This is a genomic window from Pseudomonas koreensis (assembly GCF_012986595.1).
GTDB classification, from domain to species: Bacteria; Pseudomonadota; Gammaproteobacteria; order Pseudomonadales; family Pseudomonadaceae; genus Aquipseudomonas; species Aquipseudomonas koreensis.
Window position 1 is genome coordinate 625,092 of sequence record NZ_JAAQYM010000003.1, and the last position, 21,397, is coordinate 646,488.

Annotated in this window: 17 protein-coding genes; 9 read left to right on the forward strand and 8 right to left on the reverse strand. The window is 62.6% G+C overall.

Annotated elements, in window-relative coordinates; genetic code table 11:
- The first annotated feature begins 11 nt into the window (after nt 1–11).
- Nucleotides 12–641 carry a LysE family translocator gene (locus HBN98_RS12380; RefSeq protein ID WP_083367481.1) on the forward strand — a complete coding sequence of 210 codons (630 nt, stop codon included), beginning with the start codon at nt 12–14 and terminating at the stop codon, nt 639–641.
- Here the strand turns inward: HBN98_RS12380 and HBN98_RS12385 are convergent.
- Genes HBN98_RS12385 through HBN98_RS12415 form a run of 7 tightly spaced genes read right to left on the reverse strand, consistent with a single transcriptional unit; the run spans nt 638 to nt 9,796 of the window.
- Complete coding sequence (locus HBN98_RS12385; RefSeq protein ID WP_083367480.1) at nt 638–2,776, reverse strand: hypothetical protein; 2,139 nt, start codon at nt 2,774–2,776, stop codon at nt 638–640. The two genes, HBN98_RS12380 and HBN98_RS12385, sit on opposite strands and share 4 nt — an antisense overlap.
- Complete coding sequence (locus tag HBN98_RS12390) at nt 2,763–3,956, reverse strand: DUF3142 domain-containing protein (protein ID WP_083367479.1); 1,194 nt, start codon at nt 3,954–3,956, stop codon at nt 2,763–2,765. Before HBN98_RS12390 ends, HBN98_RS12385 begins: the two co-directional genes overlap by 14 nt.
- A gap of 48 nt (nt 3,957–4,004) precedes the next feature.
- Nucleotides 4,005–4,832, reverse strand: coding sequence for a class I SAM-dependent methyltransferase (locus tag HBN98_RS12395; protein WP_064589909.1), 828 nt, complete (start codon nt 4,830–4,832; stop codon nt 4,005–4,007).
- Nucleotides 4,826–5,980, reverse strand: coding sequence for an acyltransferase family protein (locus HBN98_RS12400; protein ID WP_083367478.1), 1,155 nt, complete (start codon nt 5,978–5,980; stop codon nt 4,826–4,828). Before HBN98_RS12400 ends, HBN98_RS12395 begins: the two co-directional genes overlap by 7 nt.
- Nucleotides 5,977–6,861: a class I SAM-dependent methyltransferase gene (locus HBN98_RS12405; protein ID WP_083367477.1), complete on the reverse strand. Its 885-nt coding sequence runs from the start codon at nt 6,859–6,861 to the stop codon at nt 5,977–5,979. The genes HBN98_RS12400 and HBN98_RS12405 overlap by 4 nt, the downstream gene beginning before the upstream one ends.
- Nucleotides 6,858–8,162 carry a glycosyltransferase gene (locus HBN98_RS12410; RefSeq protein WP_083367476.1) on the reverse strand — a complete coding sequence of 435 codons (1,305 nt, stop codon included), beginning with the start codon at nt 8,160–8,162 and terminating at the stop codon, nt 6,858–6,860. Before HBN98_RS12410 ends, HBN98_RS12405 begins: the two co-directional genes overlap by 4 nt.
- Nucleotides 8,156–9,796, reverse strand: coding sequence for a glycosyltransferase (locus tag HBN98_RS12415; RefSeq protein ID WP_083369384.1), 1,641 nt, complete (start codon nt 9,794–9,796; stop codon nt 8,156–8,158). The genes HBN98_RS12410 and HBN98_RS12415 overlap by 7 nt, the downstream gene beginning before the upstream one ends.
- A 427-nt stretch (nt 9,797–10,223) precedes the next feature.
- Here HBN98_RS12415 and HBN98_RS12420 point away from each other — a divergent pair, with 427 nt between their 5' ends.
- The 8 genes from HBN98_RS12420 to HBN98_RS12455 are packed head-to-tail and all read left to right on the forward strand — an operon-like array spanning nt 10,224 to nt 19,229.
- Entirely contained in the window at nt 10,224–11,138 is a 915-nt protein-coding gene (locus tag HBN98_RS12420; protein ID WP_083367475.1) for a GDP-mannose 4,6-dehydratase, read from the forward strand.
- The gene (gene gmd, locus HBN98_RS12425; RefSeq protein WP_064589914.1) at nt 11,135–12,103 is read left to right on the forward strand and encodes a GDP-mannose 4,6-dehydratase; all 969 of its coding nucleotides are present in this window, start codon (nt 11,135–11,137) and stop codon (nt 12,101–12,103) included. Before HBN98_RS12420 ends, gmd begins: the two co-directional genes overlap by 4 nt.
- Nucleotides 12,104–12,106: 3 nt before the next feature.
- Complete coding sequence (locus HBN98_RS12430; RefSeq protein ID WP_083367474.1) at nt 12,107–13,549, forward strand: mannose-1-phosphate guanylyltransferase/mannose-6-phosphate isomerase; 1,443 nt, start codon at nt 12,107–12,109, stop codon at nt 13,547–13,549.
- Entirely contained in the window at nt 13,549–14,346 is a 798-nt protein-coding gene (locus tag HBN98_RS12435; RefSeq protein ID WP_083367473.1) for an ABC transporter permease, read from the forward strand. The genes HBN98_RS12430 and HBN98_RS12435 overlap by 1 nt, the downstream gene beginning before the upstream one ends.
- Nucleotides 14,346–15,611, forward strand: a complete 1,266-nt coding sequence (locus HBN98_RS12440) for an ABC transporter ATP-binding protein (RefSeq protein WP_083367472.1) — start codon at nt 14,346–14,348, stop codon at nt 15,609–15,611. The genes HBN98_RS12435 and HBN98_RS12440 overlap by 1 nt, the downstream gene beginning before the upstream one ends.
- Nucleotides 15,608–16,984: a glycosyltransferase family 4 protein gene (locus HBN98_RS12445; RefSeq protein WP_083367471.1), complete on the forward strand. Its 1,377-nt coding sequence runs from the start codon at nt 15,608–15,610 to the stop codon at nt 16,982–16,984. The genes HBN98_RS12440 and HBN98_RS12445 overlap by 4 nt, the downstream gene beginning before the upstream one ends.
- Nucleotides 16,968–18,098, forward strand: coding sequence for a glycosyltransferase family 4 protein (locus HBN98_RS12450; RefSeq protein WP_083367470.1), 1,131 nt, complete (start codon nt 16,968–16,970; stop codon nt 18,096–18,098). The genes HBN98_RS12445 and HBN98_RS12450 overlap by 17 nt, the downstream gene beginning before the upstream one ends.
- The gene (locus HBN98_RS12455; RefSeq protein ID WP_083367469.1) at nt 18,099–19,229 is read left to right on the forward strand and encodes a glycosyltransferase family 4 protein; all 1,131 of its coding nucleotides are present in this window, start codon (nt 18,099–18,101) and stop codon (nt 19,227–19,229) included.
- 113 nt (nt 19,230–19,342) lie between these two features.
- Here the strand turns inward: HBN98_RS12455 and HBN98_RS12460 are convergent, their stop codons facing one another.
- Nucleotides 19,343–21,373, reverse strand: a complete 2,031-nt coding sequence (locus HBN98_RS12460) for a pyridoxamine 5'-phosphate oxidase family protein (RefSeq protein WP_083367468.1) — start codon at nt 21,371–21,373, stop codon at nt 19,343–19,345.
- Nucleotides 21,374–21,397 lie beyond the last annotated feature (24 nt).

Genomic DNA, 21,397 nt, shown 5'->3' on the forward strand with positions numbered 1-21,397 from the left:
GGGGCTGCGACATGGCAAGTATCTGGCTGTTTTTTCTGGCATTGGCCGTGGTCTTCCTGTTGCCCGGCCCGGACATGATCCTGTTGCTGCAAACCGGTGCTCGTCAGGGTCGCGGCGCGGCGCTGGCGACCGCTATTGGCTTGGGGATCGCTCGCGGCTGTCACGTGGCGTTGGCGGCGTTGGGTCTGGCGGCGCTGTTCAAGGCAGCGCCGTGGACGTTTGATCTGGTGCGCCTGGCGGGCGCGGCGTATCTGCTGTGGATCGGCATTCAGTGCCTGCGCAGCACGCTGCTGCCGAACCTCAATGCAGCCCCTGACACCGACGCCCATGGACAGTGGCGCGAAGCGATTCGTCGCGGCTTGCTGACCAATCTGCTCAACCCCAAGGCGTTGCTGTTCTGCTCGGTGCTGCTGCCGCAATTCATCGTCAATGACGGCGCACCGGTGCTGACCCAATTTGCCACCCTCGGTGTGCTGCTGGTGGGCGTCGGGCTGCTGTTCGACAGCGCTTACGCCCTGGCCGGCGCGGCGCTGGGCCGTTGGTTGCAACACAATCCAACCGCGCAGCGCCTCCAGCAATGGCTGTTCGGCAGCCTGTTGATCGGCTTCGCCGTGCGCCTGACGTTTATCCAGCAGGCCTAGGGTTTGCGCGTCTTGCGTTGGCGACGGCTGATCAGCGCCAATGCAACGCCGACGCCCAGCACGATCGCGCCGATCTGCACCGGCCATTTGTAAGGTCGCAGGGCCGTACGAGCGGCATCGGTGACCTGAGTCACGTAACGCTTGTCGGCGCTTTCGAAATCCGGGTACGGGCACTGATTGCCGAAGTCCACCGCCCAAGGCACGTACGGGCCTTCGTTGACGTAACGTCGATACAGCGCGCTTTGCTCCTCCAGACTGCTATTGAAACCCGCGGCATTGCACAGCACCGCCGCAAACGCCTGGCTAGTGTGCGGCAAGTTGTCGGCGGCGCGACCGGCCAACGCGGTGGCGACAAAACGGTAGTGATAACGCTCGTCCGGCTGTGCCTGGCTGGCCTTCTGCCGCTGCACTTCGCCCTCGGCCACCAGCGGCCCGACTTTCAGCTCGGTGCTTTCCAGGCTGTAGTTACCGCCAAACGTGGCGTAATCCGGGGCCATCTCGTAACCGAGGATGTCCATGCCCCATTCACGCGCGGTCCACGCCGCGTTGTACAAGGCGCTGGCGCGTTTGGTCGGCCACCAGGCAGCGTCGGCCTTCATCCGCTGTTCACCGTAGAGCCGGGCCTTGTGCTGCAGATCGGGATTGTCGAAATAGCCGACCGCTTCCTCGTAATGCCCTTCGCGCAGCAAGCGCCGCCCCAACAGGTTACGCAGGCTGGCGGCAACCGGCAGCGGCACGTAGTTGTCGCGCTGCTGCTGGGTCAACGCCGGCGGCGCCGGCACGTTGTCATCGACATAGCGCTTGAGCTCATCGACCGTCAGCACGCGCTCGGCCACCGTCGCCGCGTCGAACCAATAGATGCTGTTGCTGCGATAAAGCTGCACGAACGCTTGCAGGTATTCGCCACGTTGCAGCGCGAGAATCGCGCTCTCGCCCTCGACCCGGCATTTGGGCTGCAGGGTTTCGAAGTCCCAGTCCGGAGTGCGCCGGTAGCCCCAGTCCTCGTTCTGCGGGAACGCCTGCGCGGCTTTGGCATAGGCCGCAGCGGCCGCATTTTTGTCGCCGTCACGCACCGCCAGTTTGGCCCGCAGCCACCACGCCAGTCCGCCGTCACCGGCATTTTCCAGAAAGGCCTTGGCGCTGGCGTAATCGCCCTGTTGGTAATTCATCGCCGCCAGTCGATCAGCGTTTTCCAGGCTGCCACGGGTGCTGTTCTGCAACAGCTTGATGAGTTTCTTCTCGTTCGGCGGCTGCTCGTCGAATGACCAGCCCATGCGACTGACCAACGAGGCGGTGACCAGTTGCTGCACCGCCTTGCGCTCCAGCAGCTTCGCCAATTCCGGTTCCGGCAGCTCGGCCAGTTCATTCATCAGCTGTTTCAGCGAGGTGTAACCCACGGCCGAGCCGTGCAGGTTCTGCGCTTCGTACAGTTCGATGGCGCCGCTCCAGTCGCCAGCAGTGCGCAGCACCCGTGCCTCTTCGCCGAGGCTGGCCACACCAAGCTCCAGCGGATCGCTCAAGCCATCGATGCTCATCTGTCGGGCCTGACGGAACGCCTCACGCGCCTGCTCCAGTGCTTCGATGACGTCGCCTGCCTCGGCACTCATGGCAAACCAGGTCCGGCCCAGGGAATATGCCGCCCAGGTGCTACGCAGTGAGCGCTGATCGGCCGGCAGCGCCAGCACCTTGTTGAAATACTCGACGGCCAGTTGATGGTCGCCCGTGGCAAAGGCTACCGCGCCGGCCACGTACAGGCGGATTTCCGCCGGCAGACTGGCGCCCTGCGCCTCGACCTGACGCGCATCGGTCAGGCCGCGCAGTTGCTTGACCAACGCTTGTTGCTCGGCGCTCAGACCGACCTGTTCGGCTTTTTCGCGAGCTGCAGCAGGCTCGCTTTCGTCGCCGTACAGGTCGTCAGGATTGTGCGTCGCCGCGGTGACGTGCTTCAGCCCGGCAATGGTTTTGCCCAAGCGACTGATCTCGAAGTTGAAGTTGCCCTCCGGCAGCTCAGCCAGGGTTTGCCCGCGATTGTCGAGCAGGCGCATCGGGAAGTCCGGGCCGCAGGCCAGCGCCGAACCCAGCGGCAGGCTGAGGCTCAGGCAGAGCAGATGGCGGGGCCAGTTACGGGTCAACATGCGAACCTCCTTGATCAATAAATGCACAGCGCGCCCAACCGATGGCGCGTTGTCCACCCGCCGGCAGACGACCGTCGCGCAGGCGGGTGAAGGTAAGCAGATCCGGGCTTTGTTGCAACGAGTAACCGGCAAGCGCATCGGCACCTTCACAGCCGCGCGCCTTGACGCGCAACTGCGCAGGCCAGGCCGCGTCGAGATTCCCCGGGTTGGCGAGGTGGATGTCGTAGAGGCCGTCGTGTTCGCTGAAGGTCAGGCCGAGCCGGCTACTTAACGCATCGCCGCGAGCCACGGCGCGCAACGTGGTCAGGCTCCAGGCCCGGCGGTCATTGGGCAGCGGCAGGCGAAACCAGATCAGCCCGGCCAGATGCGCCGGCGGATCGTCGCGCAGGGCTTTTGCAAGTTGGCTCAGTTGCAACGGATCGGCGAGCAGTTCCCGGCGCTGCCCATCGCGCTCGAGCGGCACTTCGCCCTCCACCACTGGCGCACCGCCGGTATCCGGCAGCAGCGCCACACCATAGGCCGGCAGCGCCAGATAGAACGGTCTGCTGCTGATTTTCCCCCAGTCGCTGGCCCAGCGCCGCGCCTGCCCGGGGTCGAACAACCCGCGTCGCGGATCGCTGACGGCATGCACCTGCAGCACGCTACTGTCGACCGTGGCCAGTAACGCCGGCAACTGTAGACTGCCGAGCCACGCCGGCAGCGCAGTGATGCTCAGCGCTACGTTGGCTGGCAATGCACGGCGCAGATGGGAGAGGAATTCGGCGTAAGCCGACAGACGTGCGTTCCCGGCGTCATGATCGATCTCGACGCCGCTCACGGTCAGCCCTTGCGCTTGCCAGTCAGCCAGCACCTGCAGAATCTGTGCGGTGACCTGCTGCTGATCGAGTGCCTTGAGCTGACCGTCGAGGCGAATCACCGCAATCAGAGGCCGGCCGTCATGCTTGAGCAACGGCGCATCGATACGCGCCCGATGCCAGCCGTCATTGGGGAACGCCTGCAAGGCCAGCACGCGCAAGGTCGAGAAATCGTCGCGACTGTCTTTCAGCGCAAGCTCATGGGCGGGTGTCCATTGGCGTTGCCAGACATAGAGTTGCTGATCGAGTGGCGCTGCGTCCTGGCGCTCACACGCGCAGAGCAACAACACAGCCAGCATGGCCGACAACCGGGCGATAACGCGCATACCTTGCAGATCCCTGAGACATCAGGCTGCAAGGTTACACAAAAGCACTCAGGGCTTGCGGGCAATGATCACCTGACTTTTCGCCACAACCGCATCCAGCGCCTGCTTGATCTGCGCGCCACGCGGCGAATCGAGCACCGCTTGCCAGGTGTCGGCCCAGTGGTTGAGCAACGGATGATCCGGATGGCTGAAATCGACCTTGGCTTCCCAGAACAGCAACATCCACATCGACCAGTAAAAACCGTACTGGCTGTGGCTGATGATCTCCAGGCCGGCGTCGCTGACCAGCGCCTTGAACTGCGCTTCGCTGATGATGCGAATGTGGTTGGGCTTCTGGAAATACTCCGGCGCCGCAATGTCCTTCTGCAGGTCTTCGGAACTGGGGTGCGGCACGCTCAGCAGGTACAGCGCCCCGGACTGGCCGACCCGTACCAGTTCGGCGAGGAACTGCGCCGGGTCGTCGACGTGTTCGATGACTTCGGTGGACACCACCCGGGTAGCGGTGCCGTCGGCAATCGGCAACGGGTTGCAGTCGGTGACGTGGCATTCGACGCTGCGCGCCGGGGTGTCGCTCAGGCGTTGGCGGGTGGCCTCGACCTTGGCGCCGTCGATATCGGCAATGATGATCTTCGCCCCGCGCATGCCGCAGAAGTGCACATTGCCGCCATCGCCACAGCCGACATCAAGCAAGGTGTCATCGGCCGTCACCGGGAAGCCCTTGAACAGCTCGTTGGTCTCCTGGTTGAACCAGCCGCTGAGCTTGGCATCGTAGAGGCCGAGCATGTACGGATCGACCTTGTCCGCCACCGGGGCGGCGGGCTGCGCGGGGGCCGGTGCAGGCGTCGCCGCCGTGAGTTTCTTCAATAGGCTCAGCATGAGGTGGCTCCGGGAGATGAAACGGCAGTTCGGGACGTATCAAGGCGCCGCACCAGGGCAGCCCCACGATTGCGCATCGGCATTTCGATAAAACGGTAGTTCAGCTCGCTGAGCAGCACGATCAGGCCGAAGGCGATCAGCAACGTCAGAATCGGGTGCCCGGCCGGGCTCGGCAGACCGGCAGCCTGCAGACGAAAGATCAGCTCACGCACCAGCAGATAGGCCGGGATGTGAATCAGGTAAATCCCGTAGGAACGACTGCCGATCCACGCCATCAGCCGCTGCACAGGGCCCGCCGGCAGCAGGTAATCGCGGTTGTACGAGGCGATCCACACCAGCAACGCGCCGAGCACGGCAATCGAACCGATGCGGTAAGGCGCGAAGGTGAAACGGTCGGTGGCCATGAAACTCATCAGCAGCGCCACGCCGATCAGCACGGACACGCCGGCCCACGGGCGCCGCAGAAACGTCGGCTGCCAGCGCGAGTAAGAAGGTTGCGCGCTCCACATCGCCAACAGCACGCCAAGCGCCAGCGCATCGGTGCGTACCACCATCAGCAACGGCGTGCGCAGGGTCAACAGTTGCACCGCGACCAGCGCCAGCAAGGCCCAGACCAGATGCTTGCGGCACAGCAGAATCAGCAACGGGAACAGCAGGTAAAACTGCTCCTCCAGGGCCAGGCTCCAGTAGACGAAACTGCTGCCGTACTCGTAATGAAAGAAACTGTCGGCAAAGCGGAAATTGGCGTACTGCAACACGCCCGCCAGCGTCGCCTGCAGGTTCGCGTGCAGGCTGCCAAAGGCGCCGGAGCGGTTGAGAAACACGCACGCCATCAGGATCAGCGCCAGCCACAACCAGGCCGAGGGCAGCAGCCTGAACACCCGCCGCAGCCAGAAATTGCGCGTCTGCTGCCAATATTCCTGACGCGTCGAGCAGCCTCGCAGCGCAGGAATCAGGCTGCGGGCGATGACAAACCCGGAGATTGCGAAAAACAGATCAACGCCCCACCACGGCTGCGCCCAGGCGTGGATTTTTTCTAGCAGCGGCACAGTGTCGGTGAACAGGCTGCCCTGCAGGTGATGGAACAACACCCCGAGGACAGCGATGGCGCGCAGCACCTCGATGTCCATGATCCGCTTGGCACTCATGGCTGCCCCCCGGCGCTGGTTTCAGTTGCCAGCGGCTTGCGCGCGATGATCACCTGGCTCTTGGGCATGAAGCGGTCGAGCATCTGCTTGATGGCCAGGCCGTCGGGCTGCGCCAGCAGGTCCTGCCAGGTACGCGCCCAGCTCTCCATCAGCGGCGGATACGGCGCCTGAATCCGGTCGCGCACCGCGCCCCCGAGGTCACGGCCGGCAGCGCGTTCGCTGGCCCAGAAAAAGATCATGCCCATCACCCAGAAGAACCCGCTGGCCTGTCGATGCTCGATCACCAGCCCGGCGTTCTCAACCAGTTCGGCAAAGCGCTGCTCGGTAAAAATCTGCACATGATTGGGCGTCTGGTAATAACTGGCCGGGGCGATGCCCTGCTGCAGGTGCTCACCCACCGGCGCCGGGACACTCAGCAGGTATTGCGCACCGGGGCGGCCCATGCGCACCAGTTCGGCCATGAACGGTTCCGGCTGATCGATGTGTTCCAGCACTTCCATGCACACCACTTTGCTGGCGCAACCGGCGGCCAGCGGCAATGGCAGACTGTTGCTGACCAGCCCCAGATTCGGCTTGGCGCTTTGTGCCTGAACCTGTCGGGCCAGATCGCGGACCTTGGCATGTTCGCTATCGGTAAATATCACCGAGGCGCCCTGCCGCACCGCGAACAGCGTCGCCACGCCTTCTCCGCAACCGACATCGAGCAAGGTGTCGTCAGCGGTGATCGCGAAGCCTTTGAGCAATTCGCCGCTGTCGGGCAAAAACCAGCCGTCGAGGATCGCGTCATGCAACCCCACGTCCCGTGGCGAAACCTGCACGGACGGTGCAGGTGCAGCAGGCAACGGTGCCGGGCGCAAGCGTGCGAGCAGGCGCCGAATCATGCGCCCGAGGCTTCCACGGACAACGACTTGAGCGCTGGCGCGCGCTGGGCAAAAAACGTCCGCAGCCGCTCCTCGGCGCTCGCCTGACTGCAGAATTTCTGCAGGTTGCGCACGGCATGTTCGGACATCTGCGCGTAGCGCTCGACGTCGTTTTTCGCCACCGCGTAACTGTCGCGGTACGCCGCGCACAGCGAGTCCCAATCGGTCATGTAGCGCAAGGTGCGATAGGCCGCCCGTGGGTCGTGAGGCCACGCCGTGAGTTCGTCGGTGGAATCGACGATGAACGCGTTGTCGCTGTCGACGTAGTCGGCCATCGCCGTGTTCAGCGGCGCAATCGCCGGTTTGCCACAGGACATGAACTCCATCAGCGGCAGGCACTGCCCTTCGCCGTAGGAACTGTTGACCACGTAACTGGTGGCCTGCACCAGCGCTTCGTAATCGGCGTCCGCCAGATACCCGTGGATCAGCACGATCCGGCACTGGTAGGACTGGTTCTTGTACAGGTGATGCAACATGTCGCTCAGGGCGTTGGCGATGTCATGGTGCGTGAGCTTCAGCACCAGGGTGGCATCGGCGACGTCACGGAACGTGGTGCAGAAGGCGCTGATCATGTCCTGCCAGTTCTTGCGCCCGTCGTAAGGGTTGAACACCGAGGTGTAGACCACGCCGTCCAGTTGCAACTGGCAGTCCTGTGGCGGCCCGGCAAACGATAGCGGCGTGCCTTCGCACAACCCTGGTGGACCGTAGGCGCGCAGGTCTACGCTGCGGCTGTCGAGCAACAGGCCGCGCAACTGCAACTGCACCGCTTCGACCACGGGTTGCTTGCGCAATTGCGCACCGCGGGCGGCGAAGCGATCCCACACCGGCGCGGGAATCGCGCAGATCGGATAGTCCGCGCCCATCACGTCGCAGACAGCGTCGACAGTAAAGCTCGAATGAGTAATCGCCATGCCGCAGGCGTTCAAGACCACGCGCCAGTCATGGCGTGGCTCGCCGTGCCAGCTCTCGGTGGGGATGGTGCTGAACTCCCAGGCAAAGACCGGGATCGTCGGGCAGGCGTAATGAATCGGTGTACGATGCGGCGGCGAGAACGACAGAAACACGCATGCCTCACCGCGACTCAGGCAATCGAAGTACAAGCGATCGACCAGTTCGTCCGGGTTGCTCACCTCAATGACTTGCCCCAGGCGTTCGAGCACGGGGCGAAATTCCTTGAGCACGAAGTAGTAGCTGTACTCGGGACGTCCGAGATTCTGCTGGATGTTGCTCTTGTTGGTTTCCGAATGAATGATGATCAGCATGATGCAGTCCCCGCCTCGGCGATCAGCTGTGGGGCTGCACTCGGCGTCAGCTGAAAAAATTGCGCCAGACGCTGTTGCACCGGGGCAAAGCTGCAGTACTCGCGCATGCGTTCATTGGCGGCCAGGGCCATGGCCTGATAGGCCGCCGGATCGTGCCTGGCCATGGCGTAACTGTCCTCGTAGGCCTTTTTCAACGAACCCCAGTCCGGTCGATGGCGCAGGGTGCGATAGAGGATCCGCACATCATCCGGCCAGATCGTCGGCTCACGACTGGATTTGACGATGAAGCCGACGCGCTCATCGATGTAGTCGTGCATCGCCGTATGGTCCGGCGCAATCACCGGACGGGCGCACGACATGAACTCCATCAGCGGCAGGCACAAACCTTCGCAACGGGATGCGTTGACGTAGAAACTGGCCGCACCGTAAAGCCTGGCGAACTCGTCGTCCTCCAGGTAACCGTGCATGACCACCACCCGACAGGCGAACGGCGACAGCTGCGATAACAAAGTGATCAGGTGCACGTAGTAAGTCGCCAGATCGTTCTGCGTCATCTTCAACACCAGCGTGGCGTCTTCGACGTCGCGCATGGCCCAGCAGAATGCGGTGATCAGGTGATGCCAGTTCTTGCGCCCGTCTTCAGGGTTGAACACGCTCACATACACCACGCCGCTGACCTCGGTCTGCACCGTGGCAGTGGTGTCCGGCAGGCTGGCCTGTGGATGCTCGGCTACCGCGGGTGCCTCGACATTGACGGCCGTCGGTATTGGCTCAGCTGCTGGCGTGCGCAATCGGAAGAGCTGTCGGCGGACCGCGACCGGGAGCAAGTCGCGAACGGCTTCGTGATACCACAGCAGCAGATTGTGCTTGAGCAAAAATAGCGGCCCCTGGTCACTCGGGGTCGAGGCGGCCCGATAACTTTCGCGCAAGTAGTGCTTGGTGATGAACGCACGTCGGCGCAAGGTCAGGGCCGGTGCCGCCTCAGGTTCGGGCTCTGGGTTTGGTCCGGCCGGCACAACGACGTCCGTCAGGTCCCGTGCTTCACATTCCTGCTCATTGTGAATGGGCGCAATCAGCCCATCGGCGGACAACCCGAGGGCACGGCTGTCGATGATGCAGCCCTTGATCTGCAGCAAGGCGCCCGGATTCACCGGCGCAGCAGGGTATTGCTGGCGCACCCCGGCAAAGCCTTCCCACAACGGCGTGGGCAATACCAGTACGGGGAAATCTTCACCCAGGGTCCGGCGAATGGCTTGCGCCGTGTGGCTGGACAAGGTGATCGCCCGACCATGGCGCGCGAGGATCCGGCTCCAGTCATGGTGGGCATCTTCTTCGCGAGGATCGACCGGGATCGAGTCGTACTCCCAAGCAATGACGCAAACCACGGGGCATTGCAGGTCAGTCGGGGTTTTGTGCGGAGGGGCAAACGAAAGAAAGAGGCAGTCCTGGCCAGCCAGTTGCAACTGCCGGTACAGCGGGTCGACTTCGGCCGCCGTCGACACCACGTGCACCTGCCCAAGGCTTTCCAGCACCGGACGATAGGCCTTGAGCACGAAGTAATAGCTGTATTCCGGACGGCCCAGACTCTGGCTGATGGAGCGGTCGTTGACGTCCGAATAAAGAATGAAATTCATGGCATCCCACGGTGAAACCACCATCCCGGCAGTTTCACGCTATGACGGCCAGGCGTCGGATCGAGTCGGGATCACCGCTGCTCGTCTTTCGTCATGGCGCTCGTCTTCGTTCTTGTTTTAGTGGCTGGTTTCACCCTGTTGCGCAACATCCCCAGTGAACCCGGGGAAATGGCGACGAGGGCCATTCTAAACACATCCGTCGCGAATCCGGGAACCGCCCGACGAGAATAAATCGGGCTACGCTGACGAGAACTGACCGGTCACGGTTTGCGCTGTTGAAATTGCTGTGCAATTGGCACAGATTGGTAACAAACAAATACAACAACGACTTCGCCCGCCGTCCTGTCGGCTTTTTCATCCGGCCTGACAGACTTCTCCTTAGAGCCTGTGGGAAAGTGGCGAAAGTTAAAGACCAAGGGGTCGCTGTTTGAAAAAACGTCTGTTCGTCACGGGTCTCAGTGGATTCGTGGGACAACATATCCAGTCGCGCCTGATTCGGCCCGACTCGACGTGGCAGCTGCTGTCTGCCGCCACGTCCTACGACCTCACGGCACCGGCGAGCCTCGTCGACCTGTGGCCACAATTGCCCGACGCGGTGATTCACCTGGCCGGCCAGACCTTCGTTCCCGAAGCCTTCCGTGATCCGGCCCGTACACTCGAGATCAATCTGCTCGGCACCCTCAATCTGTTGCAGGCCCTCAAGGCGCGCGGATTTCAGGGGACCTTTCTGTATGTCAGCTCCGGTGACGTCTATGGTCAGGTGGCCGAGAGCGCCCTGCCCATTACCGAGCAACAAGCGCCCTGCCCGCGCAATCCCTATGCGGTGAGCAAACTGTCGGCGGAATTCCTCAGCCTGCAATGGGGCCTCAGCGAAGGCTGGCCGGTGCTGGTGGCGCGGCCGTTCAACCACATTGGCAGCGGGCAGAAAGACAACTTTGTCATTGCCAGTGCTGCGCGCCAGATCAACCGCATCAAACAAGGCCTGCAAGCTCCGCAACTGGAAGTCGGCGACATCGACGTCACGCGCGATTTTCTCGATGTCGGCGATGTGATCTCGGCGTATTTCGCATTGCTGGAAAAAGGCACGCCGGGGCAGGTCTACAACATCTGCTCGGGCCGCGAGCAAAGCATCCGTAGTCTGATCGAGCAGATGGGCGACCTCGCCGAGGTCGACCTGCAACTGGTTCAAGACCCGGCGCGCATGCGCCGTGCGGATCAGCGCCGGGTGTGCGGGAGTCACGCAAAGCTGGCCCAGACCACCGGCTGGACGCCGGCAATCACCACACAACAATCCCTGCGGACGATCCTGTCCGACTGGGAGCAGCGAGTACGACAAGAATGAAAAGTGCATTGATCACAGGGATCACCGGCCAGGACGGCGCTTATCTGGCCAGACTGCTGCTCGACAAGGGATACAAGGTTTACGGTCTGGTCGCCCGGCGCAGCAGCGATTCGCGCTGGCGCCTGCGCGAGATGGGCGTCGAAGCGGACATCGTCTATCTGGACGGTGACATGGCTGATGCCTGCTCGGTGCAGCGTGCTGTCATTCAAGCGGCGCCGGACGAGGTCTACAACCTGGCCGCGCAAAGCTTTGTCGCCGCGTCCTGGAATCAACCGGTGACCACCGGCATCGTCGATGGCCTGGGCGTGACCCACCTGCTCGAAGCGATTCGCCAGTTCAGTCCGCACACTCGCTTCTATCAGGCCTCTACCAGCGAAATGTTCGGCTTGATCCAGGCCGAGCAGCAGGACGAGAACACCCCGTTCTACCCGCGCAGCCCTTACGGCGTGGCCAAGTTGTACGGCCACTGGATTACCGTCAATTACCGCGAAAGTTTCAACCTGCACGCCAGCAGCGGCATCCTGTTCAACCACGAGTCGCCTTTGCGCGGCATCGAGTTCGTCACCCGCAAGGTCACCGACGCCGCCGCCCGCATCAAACAGGGCAAGCAGCAGGAGCTGGCCTTGGGCAACATCGACGCGAAACGCGATTGGGGCTTTGCCGGAGACTACGTCGAAGCCATGTGGCTGATGCTGCAACAGGACAAACCTGACGATTTCGTGGTCGCCACCGGCGTCACCACGACTGTGCGCGAAATGTGCCGCATCGCCTTCGATCACGTCGGCCTGAACTACCGCGACTACGTGAAGATCGACCCGGCATTTTTCCGCCCGGCCGAAGTCGAAGTGCTGCTCGGCAACCCGGCCAAGGCGCAGCGCGTGCTGGGCTGGAAACCGAAAACCGATCTGGACACCCTGATCCGCATGATGATGGATGCGGACATGAAACGCGTCGCCAAGGAGTAGGTCATGCTCATCCCCGTGATTCTGTCCGGCGGCGCCGGCACTCGTTTGTGGCCAGTGTCCCGCGAGGGCCATCCCAAGCCGTTCATGACCCTGCCCGACGGCCAGTCGTTGCTGGGCAAGACCTATCAGCGTGCTGCCGCATTGCTCGATGGCTGGGGCGACATTGTCACGGTGACCAACCGCGAGTACTACTTCCAGAGCAAGGATCACTATTGCGCTGCCCACGTGTCGCGCCATCGCGGGCATTTCCTGCTCGAGCCGAGCGGACGCAACACCGCCCCGGCGATCGCCGCCGCCGCCCTGTCGCTACAGGCGCTGCATGGCGACGACGCGATCATGGTGGTCATGCCCGCCGACCATTTGATCGTCAATCAGGAGGCACTCAAGACTGCCGTCGAACACGCCGTCCATCTGGCGAAGGACGGCTACCTGGTGACCTTCGGCGTAGTGCCGACTGCCCCGGAAACCGGCTTCGGCTACATCGAGACCGGCGCACCACTGGACGCCAAAGGCGCAGCGAAAGTGCAGCGCTTCGTGGAAAAACCCGACCTGCAGACCGCCACGCATTACCTGGAAAGCGGCAACTTCCTGTGGAACTCGGGCATGTTCTGCTTCACCACCGCCACCCTGATCAACGAACTGCAACAGCACGCCCCCGAGTTGCTGGAGCAGACTCGCACCTGCATGCAGGCCAGCGCCGCGGTGGAAACCGTCGGTTGCCTGCAACAGGAACTGTCACCGGCACTGTTCGCGGAAATCACCGATATCTCCATCGATTACGCGTTGATGGAACGCTCGGACAAGGTCGTGGTGGTGCCCGCCGGTTTCGACTGGAGCGACATTGGCTCGTGGGGCGCCGTGGCGGCGCTGATACCCGCCGATGCCGACAATAACCGCGCCAGCGGCGAAGCGGTCTTCGTCGACAGCCATAACAACTTCGTGCAGAGCGAAGGCCGGCTGGTGGCCGCTGTCGGAGTGGATAACCTGATCATCGTCGACACCGCCGACGCGGTGCTGGTGGCCCATGCCGACCGCGCCCAGGACGTGCGGCGTGTCGCCAAGCAGCTCAAGGACAAATCCCACGAAGCCTATCGCCTGCACCGCACGGTCAGCCGCCCGTGGGGCACTTACACCGTGCTTGAGGAAGGTCCGCGCTTCAAGATCAAACGTATCGTGGTCAAGCCCGGCGGCAAGCTGTCGCTGCAAATGCACCATCACCGCAACGAACACTGGGTGGTGGTCGAAGGCATGGCCAAGGTCACCAACAACGGCACCGGCACGCATCTGGTGGCCAAGAACGAATCGACGTTCATTGCCGCCGGACACCGGCATCGCCTGGAAAACCCCGGGGTGATCGACCTGGTGATCATCGAAGTACAAAGCGGCGAATACCTCGGTGAAGACGACATCGTGCGCTTCGAAGACCAATACGGCAGGACGGTTTGATGCTGTTTTCCCTGTACCGCTCGCTGCGCAGCTACCGCGGATTCATCCTCGGCAGCGTCAAGCGGGAGTTTCAGGCGCGTTATCGCAATTCGCTGTTCGGCGCGCTGTGGACCGTGCTCAATCCGTTGTCGATGATCGTCGTGTACACGGTGATCTTTTCCCAGATCATGCGCGCGCGCCTGCCGGGTGTGGATGATGGCCTGGCCTACAGCGTGTACCTGTGTGCGGGCCTGCTGACCTGGGGACTGTTTGCCGAAATCACCTCGCGCAGCCAGAGCATGTTTCTGGAAAACGCCAACCTGCTGAAGAAAATCAGCTTCCCGCGCATCTGCCTGCCGGTGATTGCGCTGCTCAACGCCGGGATCAACTTCGCGATCATCCTCGCGCTGTTTTTCGGCTTTCTGCTGATCAGCGGACGCCTGCCCGGTATGGCCTTGCTCGCGCTGATTCCACTGTTGATCGTGCAAGTGATCTTCGCCGCCGGGCTGGGCATGATCCTCGGCATCCTCAACGTGTTCTTCCGCGACGTCGGACAGATGTTCGGCATCTGCCTGCAGTTCTGGTTCTGGCTGACGCCGATCGTTTACCCGCTGTCGATCCTGCCGCCGGGCATCCAGCAGCTGATCAGCCTCAACCCGATGACGTCGTTGATGACCAGCTACCAGAACGTGTTCCTCTACAACCAGTGGCCAGACTGGCCATCGCTGCTGCCGCTGCTGATCATCGGCCTGCTGTTCTGCGCCATGGCGTTGCGCCTGTTCCGGCAACGTGTCGGCGAAATGGTGGATGAACTCTGATGGGACATATACGCGTCAGTGGCCTGGGCAAGGCCTACAAGCAATACCCCAATCGCTGGAGCCGGTTGTTCGAGTGGCTGGTGCCGTTTTCGGGCACCCGGCACCATTTGCACTGGGTTCTGCAGGACATCGATTTCGAGATTCAGCCCGGCGAAGCCGTCGGCATCGTCGGGGTCAACGGCGCGGGCAAAAGCACCCTGCTGAAGATGATCACCGGCACCACGCAACCGAGCTGCGGGCAGATTCAACTGCAAGGCCGCGTCGCCGCCCTGCTGGAACTGGGGATGGGTTTTCACCCGGATTTCACCGGCCGCCAGAACGCGTTCATGGCCGGTCAGTTACTGGGCATGCAGGTCGAAGAGATCGAAGCACTGATGCCGCAAATCGAGAGCTTCGCCGAAATCGGCGAAGCCATCGACCACCCGGTGCGCACCTATTCCAGCGGCATGCAGATGCGCCTGGCCTTCAGCGTCGCCACCGCGCGCCGTCCGGATATCCTGATCGTCGATGAAGCGCTGTCGGTGGGCGACGCCTACTTCCAGCACAAAAGCTTCGAGCGCATTCGTAATTTCCGCAAGGCCGGCACCACCCTGCTGATTGTGTCCCATGACCGCTCGGCGATTCAGTCGATTTGTGACACCGCGATCCTTTTGGAGAACGGGCGTCTGGCCATGCGTGGCAAACCCGAAGAAGTCATGGACTACTACAACGCCATGCTCGCCCAGCGCGAAGGCCAGATCGTGCGCCAGGAAATGCTCGCCAATGGTCAGGTGCAAACCATTTCCGGCACCGGTGAAGCCGGGATTGTCAGCGTACGTTTGCTCGACGCTCAGGGCCGCAGCCTGGAAGTCGCGGAAGTCGGTCAGCCGGTGGTGCTGGAAGTGCAGACCGAGGTCCGTGAGGACATCGAGCGCCTGGTGCTGGGCTTTCTGATCAAGGACCGCCTCGGCCAGGCGATCTACGGCATCAACACCCATCGCCAGGATCAGGCGCTCAACGACCTGAGTGCCGGTGAACAAGTGACCTTCCGCTTCGCCTTTGACATGCGTCTGGGCAAGGGCAGCTATTCGGTGGCGCTGAGCCTGTCGCGCCTGGATTCGCACCTGGATCGCAACTTCGAATGGCGCGATTACGGTCTGGTTTTCCATGTGATCAACAATCGTCAGGAAGACTTTGTCGGCTGTTCATGGCTGCAGGCTCGGACCGAGATCAGCCGCGCCAGTGAGAACACGACACTACAGGCGGACAAGGAGATCTCGCGATGACACGACTGCTGGTGGAGTGCACCTACGTCTTTGAGCACCCGTCGGCCAACTCGGGGATTCAACGGGTGGTGCGCAACGTCATTCAACAGTTGCCCGACGCTGACGCCGAGCGTGAATGCATTCCGGTGGTGATGCTCGACGGAGCCCTGTATCAGGTGAAAAGCCTGGCACCGATCAAGACCCCGAAAATCAATCTGACCAGCCTGCGGGTGAAGCTGGAACACTGGGCCAACGGCTTCTGGTTGCGCCATCGCGCCCTCGAACGACGCCGCCCTTTCAGCCAGTCGCATTTCGCCCGGCGGGTGCTGTACGTGCTCTGCCGGCTCACCGCGTTTGCCTGTTTCAGCCTGCCGATGCGCGTGCTCGGACGCCTGCTCAAGGGCAAGCCCGTGCCCGAACGCTGCGTCCCCTTGCAACATCGGGCCGGCGATCAACTGGTGTTGCTCGACTCGTCCTGGCACGCCAACTTCTTCCCCTTGGCCGAACAACTCAAGCGCGATGGCGTGGGCATCGTTTCGGTGATCTACGACTTGATCCCGCTGACCCATCCGCAGTTCTGCGACGCGGGCCTGGTCAAGGTGTTCAACGACTGGTTCGACTGGATCGCGCGCACTGCCGACGGCTATGTGGCGATCTCGACCACCATCCGCGATCAGGTGCGCCAGGAGATGTTGCGCCGGATCGGCACGCAACAGGTCCAACAGCGCTGGTTCGACTATTTCCACCTCGGCTCCGAGCTAGATTTGAGCGATGCCACGGCCGAAGTCGATCGCCATCTGCTGGACATGTTCAAGCGCCCGGAGCCGGTGTTCCTGATGGTCAGCACCATCGAACCGCGCAAGAACCACGCCTACCTGCTCGATGCCTTTGAACGGGCCTGGGCGGCGGGCTCCACGGCGCGGTTGTGCATTGCCGGGAAAATCGGCTGGAAATGTGAGGCACTGATCGAGCGGATTCGCCAGCACCCGCAACTGAACCGGCGTCTGTTCATGTTCAACTCGCTCTCGGACACAAGCCTTGAGCACGCCTACTCCCACGCCACCGCACTGGTGTTCCCGTCGCACGTCGAAGGATTCGGCTTGCCGCTGGTGGAAGCCATGCAGCGCGGCCTGCCGGCGATGGCCAGCGATATTCCGGTGTTCCGTGAAATCGGCGGCGATTACATGGCGTATTTCGATCTGCACAACCCGCAGAGCCTCACCGAGCTGGTGCTCGCAATGGAACGCTCCGGAGTCTTTCCGGCGCCCAAGAGCCTCGACCAGTGGCGCTGGCTGAGCTGGCGCGAAGCGAGTGCGCAACTGGTCCAGCGTATCGAACGCAACCTGGATCATTCACAGCCGGCGTCAGAGAGTCAGCATGCGCATTGCTCTTAACGCGCGGATTCTCCAGGCGCCGCGCACCGGCATCGGCCATTACGTCGCCGAACTGGTCCGCGCCTTGCGCGACACAACCGATGTCGAGGTGGCGCTGTTTCACGGCTGGGGCTGGAGTTCGGCGTTGCCGGAAGCGGCCATGCCCGGCTACTCGCGTGTGACACCACTGCTGCGGCAGATCCCCGGGGCCTACCAGGCGCGGCGCTGGCTGGAGCAGAAACGTTTCGATCAGGGCCGTGCGCAAGACATCGACCTGTATCACGAACCGAGCCTGTGGCCGCTGGCCTTCGACGGCCCGACCGTGATCACCCTGCACGACCTGACTCACCTGCACTTTCCTGATACCCAACCGGCAGCGCGCCTCAAGGAGATCGAACGGCGCTTGGCCGCTGGCGTGCAACAGGCGCAGCGCATCATCACCGACTCGCAGGCGATTGCCGACGAGGCCCAAGCGTGGTTCGGCCTGCCAGCCGAACGCTTTGTGGTGGCGCCATTGGGTGTCGCCGAGCGCTTTCACCCACGGGAACAGCACGCCATCGCGGCGGTGCTCAACGCGCATGCCGTTGCCCCGCGCGAATACTTCCTGTGTGTCGGCACCCTCGAGCCGCGCAAGAACCTGAACCTGGCCCTGCGCGCCCATGCCCTGCTGCCGGAGGCCGTGCGCCAGCGCTTTCCGCTGCTGATCGTCGGCATGGCCGGCTGGCAACAGAGCCAGTTCAGCGCCGAACTGCGCCAGGCCCTGGTCTCGGGACACGTGTGCCTGCTCGGCTATCTGCCCGATGAACAGGTCGCGCAACTGCTGGCCGGCGCCCGGGCACTGGTGTTTCCGTCGCTATACGAAGGCTTCGGGCTGCCGGTACTGGAAGCCATGGCCAGCGGCACGCCGGTGATCCTGACCCGTTCTTCAGCCATGCCGGAAGTCGCCGGTGCGGCTGGCAACTATATTGAAGCTGACGATGCACATGGCCTGCGCGATGCGCTGAACCGCCTGATCGACGATCACGCGCATTGGCAGGCCTGCCGAGAAGCCGGATTGCACCGGACGCGGCTTTTTTCCTGGGAACGTTGCGCACAAGCCACCGCCGGTGCCTATCGCCAGGCCATGGGAGGCTGAATGCGAGTGCTTCATTTCTTCAAAACCTACTTGCCTGACTCGGTCGGCGGTATCGAGCAAGTGATCTTCCAGCTGTGCGAGAGCGGTGCGCATCACGGCATCGACGGCCAGGTCCTGACCCTCAGCGCCGACCCGACACCGCCGGTGGTGCAACTGGGCCAGCACGAAGTGCATCGCGCCAGACTCGACATTCAATTCGCCTCTACCGGGTTTTCCTGGAGTGTGTTCAAACAGTTTCGCGAGCTGGCGGCTGAAGCCGATGTGGTCAACTATCACTTTCCCTGGCCGTTCATGGACTTGGTGCATTTCGCCAGCGGCATGAACAAACCAAGCGTAGTGACCTACCACTCGGACATCATTCGCCAGAAGCATCTGCTCAAACTCTACCGGCCGCTGATGAACCGCTTCCTCGCCAGCGCCGACCGAATCGTCGCGGCCTCGCCGAACTACCTGCACACCAGCGACGTGTTGCAGCAGTTCCAGAACAAGACCCGGGTGATTCCGTACGGTTTGAACAAAGCGGGTTATCCACAGGCCGATGCGGAGCGAATGAACCGCTGGCGCCAGCAGCTTGGGGATAAGTTTTTCCTGTTCGTCGGGGTCATGCGCTATTACAAGGGCCTGCACATTCTGCTCGATGCCTTGAAGGACGTGGACTACCCGGTGGTGATCGTCGGCGCTGGCCCGCTGGAGCTGGAATTGCACGCCCAGGCCGCCGCACTGGGCCTGCGCAATATCCACTTCCTCGGACGCCTGGGAGATGAGGACAAGGTCGCCCTGCTGCAAATGAGCTACGCCATCGTGTTCCCTTCGCACCTGCGCTCCGAAGCGTTCGGCATTTCGCTGCTTGAAGGCGCGATGTACGGCAAGCCGATGATCTCCAGCGAAATCGGCACCGGCACCAGCTACATCAATATCCACAACGAAACCGGCCTGGTCGTGCCGCCAAGCAATCCACTGGCGTTTCGCGAGGCGATGCGCACCCTGTGGGAAAACCCGGAACGCGCGGCGGCCATGGGTGTGAAGGCCGAAGCGCGTTACCGGCAGTTGTTTACAGCCGATGAGATGGGTCGCAAGTGGACCGAGTTGTATCAGGAGTTGCTGGAAGAGAAAGACCTGTCTTACGCCTGACCTGATACACGACATCAATCTTCTGTAGGAGCTGCCGAAGGCTGCGATCTTTTGATTTTAGAAACCCAGAATCAAAAGATCGCAGCCTTCGGCAGCTCCTACGGTGGGAAGCGTTACAGATCCAGCACCAGCAACTGCTCGCTCTGCGCCGGCACCGCACAGCAAATCAGCACCTGCCCCGCCTCCGGCATGTCCGCCGGGGGCTGTGGATAATTCACCGCGCCACTGACCAGACGCGTCTTGCAAGTACCGCATGAACCTCCCCGGCAACTGAACTCTGGGCGCAGGCCCCGGCTCTCCGCGAGCTCCAGCAGACTGCCGCCGTCCGGCTGCCAGCGCGCTTCTTTGGCAGAACGTTCGAACATCACCGGGACTGACGTCGTGGCTGCGGGCGGTTGCGCAATGACAACCGCATCCGGATCGGGCTGGCGCTTGAGCGTTGACGGGCCGAACGTTTCCGCATGGATCCGCGCATCGCGAATGTCGAGCTCGCGCAAGCTGTCGTACAGACCTTGGGTAAAACCGCCCGGGCCACAGACCACGAAGTCGATCTGGTCGTAATCCTCGACCTCCAGCAAATCGCGCAGCAGTGCCCCATCGATACGCCCGCGCCGGTCGAAATCCTCTCCCTCGTGTACGTCGGCTTCGGGCTGGCTGAGCAGGCGCATCACTCGTACGGCGTCACCTGCGTCTTCCAGCAAGCGATCCAGTTCCTGGCGAAACGGCTGATCGGCCAGGCTGCGCGAACTCTGCAGCAACCACGTCGGGCGAATCCGCCGGGTGCGCAGGCCTTGATACACCACCTCGCGCAGCATCGACAGCAACGGCGTGATGCCGACACCCGCCGCGAGCAGCACCAAGGGGCGTCGCTCCAGCGGCGCCACCGTAAAGTGCCCCTGTGGCGCCCGTGCTTCGAGGACATCGCCAACGCGGATTTGCTGGTGCAAATGGCTTGAAACCAGACCCTCGCGCTTCACGCTGATGCGTAAAAAGTCATCCGACGGCGCACTCGACAGGCTGTAGGTACGGATATGCGTTTCACCGTCCAGGGTGAAGCGCAGCGGCAAATGCTGCCCGGCCTGAAACACCGGCATGCCCGCGCCGTCGTCCGGTTGCAGATAGATTGAGCGGATGTGCTGGCTCTCCCGCTCGATGCGGGTCACTCGCAGTGGCCGCCAGCTGTCACCCAAGGCTTTGGCCTGTAAACGCGCATCGGCCTGGGCCCAGGTGCCGGTCAGCAGGCTGGTGGGCGACATACCGTCGAAGCGCCAGCGCAAGGCCAGTGCCGCCGGACGCCGCACCCTTTTCTCCACCTCGAATGTCCACAGGCGCTCGGCGCCTTGGAACGCTTCGATCTGCGGCCCCTCCAGGATGATCTCGGTACGCCCGCTCAGTTGCAGCACATCGCCTGTGGAAAAGTCGATGAACAGCAGGCCCGCACGCGGGTTGAGCAGCAGGTTGCCTAAGGTATTGAAGTGCAGGTTGCCGGCAAAATCCGGGATGGTCAGGCGATTACCCTCGACCCGGACAAACCCGGCCTGGCCACCGCGATGGGAAACGTCCACCGCACGTTGCCCGTCGACATCGACGTAACTGGCGACGAAGAAGGTGTCTGCGCCTTCGATCATGGCCTTGGCCGCGTCATCGAGGCTGTCGCCATGCTGCGCTGGCCGCGTCTGCGGATCGGACAGCGGCACACGCTGGAACTGGCGCAGTTGAATGTATTGCGGACAGTTGCCGAACGACTGATCCACCGTCACCGCGAAACCGCTGGCGTCGAGATTGCCGACACGACCGTTGAGACGGTTGCGCCGCCGGGTGTGCAGTTCGATGCCCAGCAAACCGATGGCCGCGCCGTTGAGCAGTCGGGCCGGATCATCGGCTGCCGGCAGACTGGATAGTTGCAGGTGCTGCGGATCTGGCGAACCGACAAACCCCGGCGCCCCTTCGAGCACACTGGCCCACGGACGACCTTCAGCATCGACCGCGCCGTACAGCATGAACGGCAATTGCTCATAAAAGGCACGGTGCTGATCCGGCATCCAGTCGCGAATCACTTTACGGCCGAAGGCCTCCATGCGTTCGGCAACCCCGACATGGGCTTGTAATTGCTGCTCGCCAGCGTGCCACGGTGAACGTTCCATCACGCATCTCCCCGCGCCACTGGC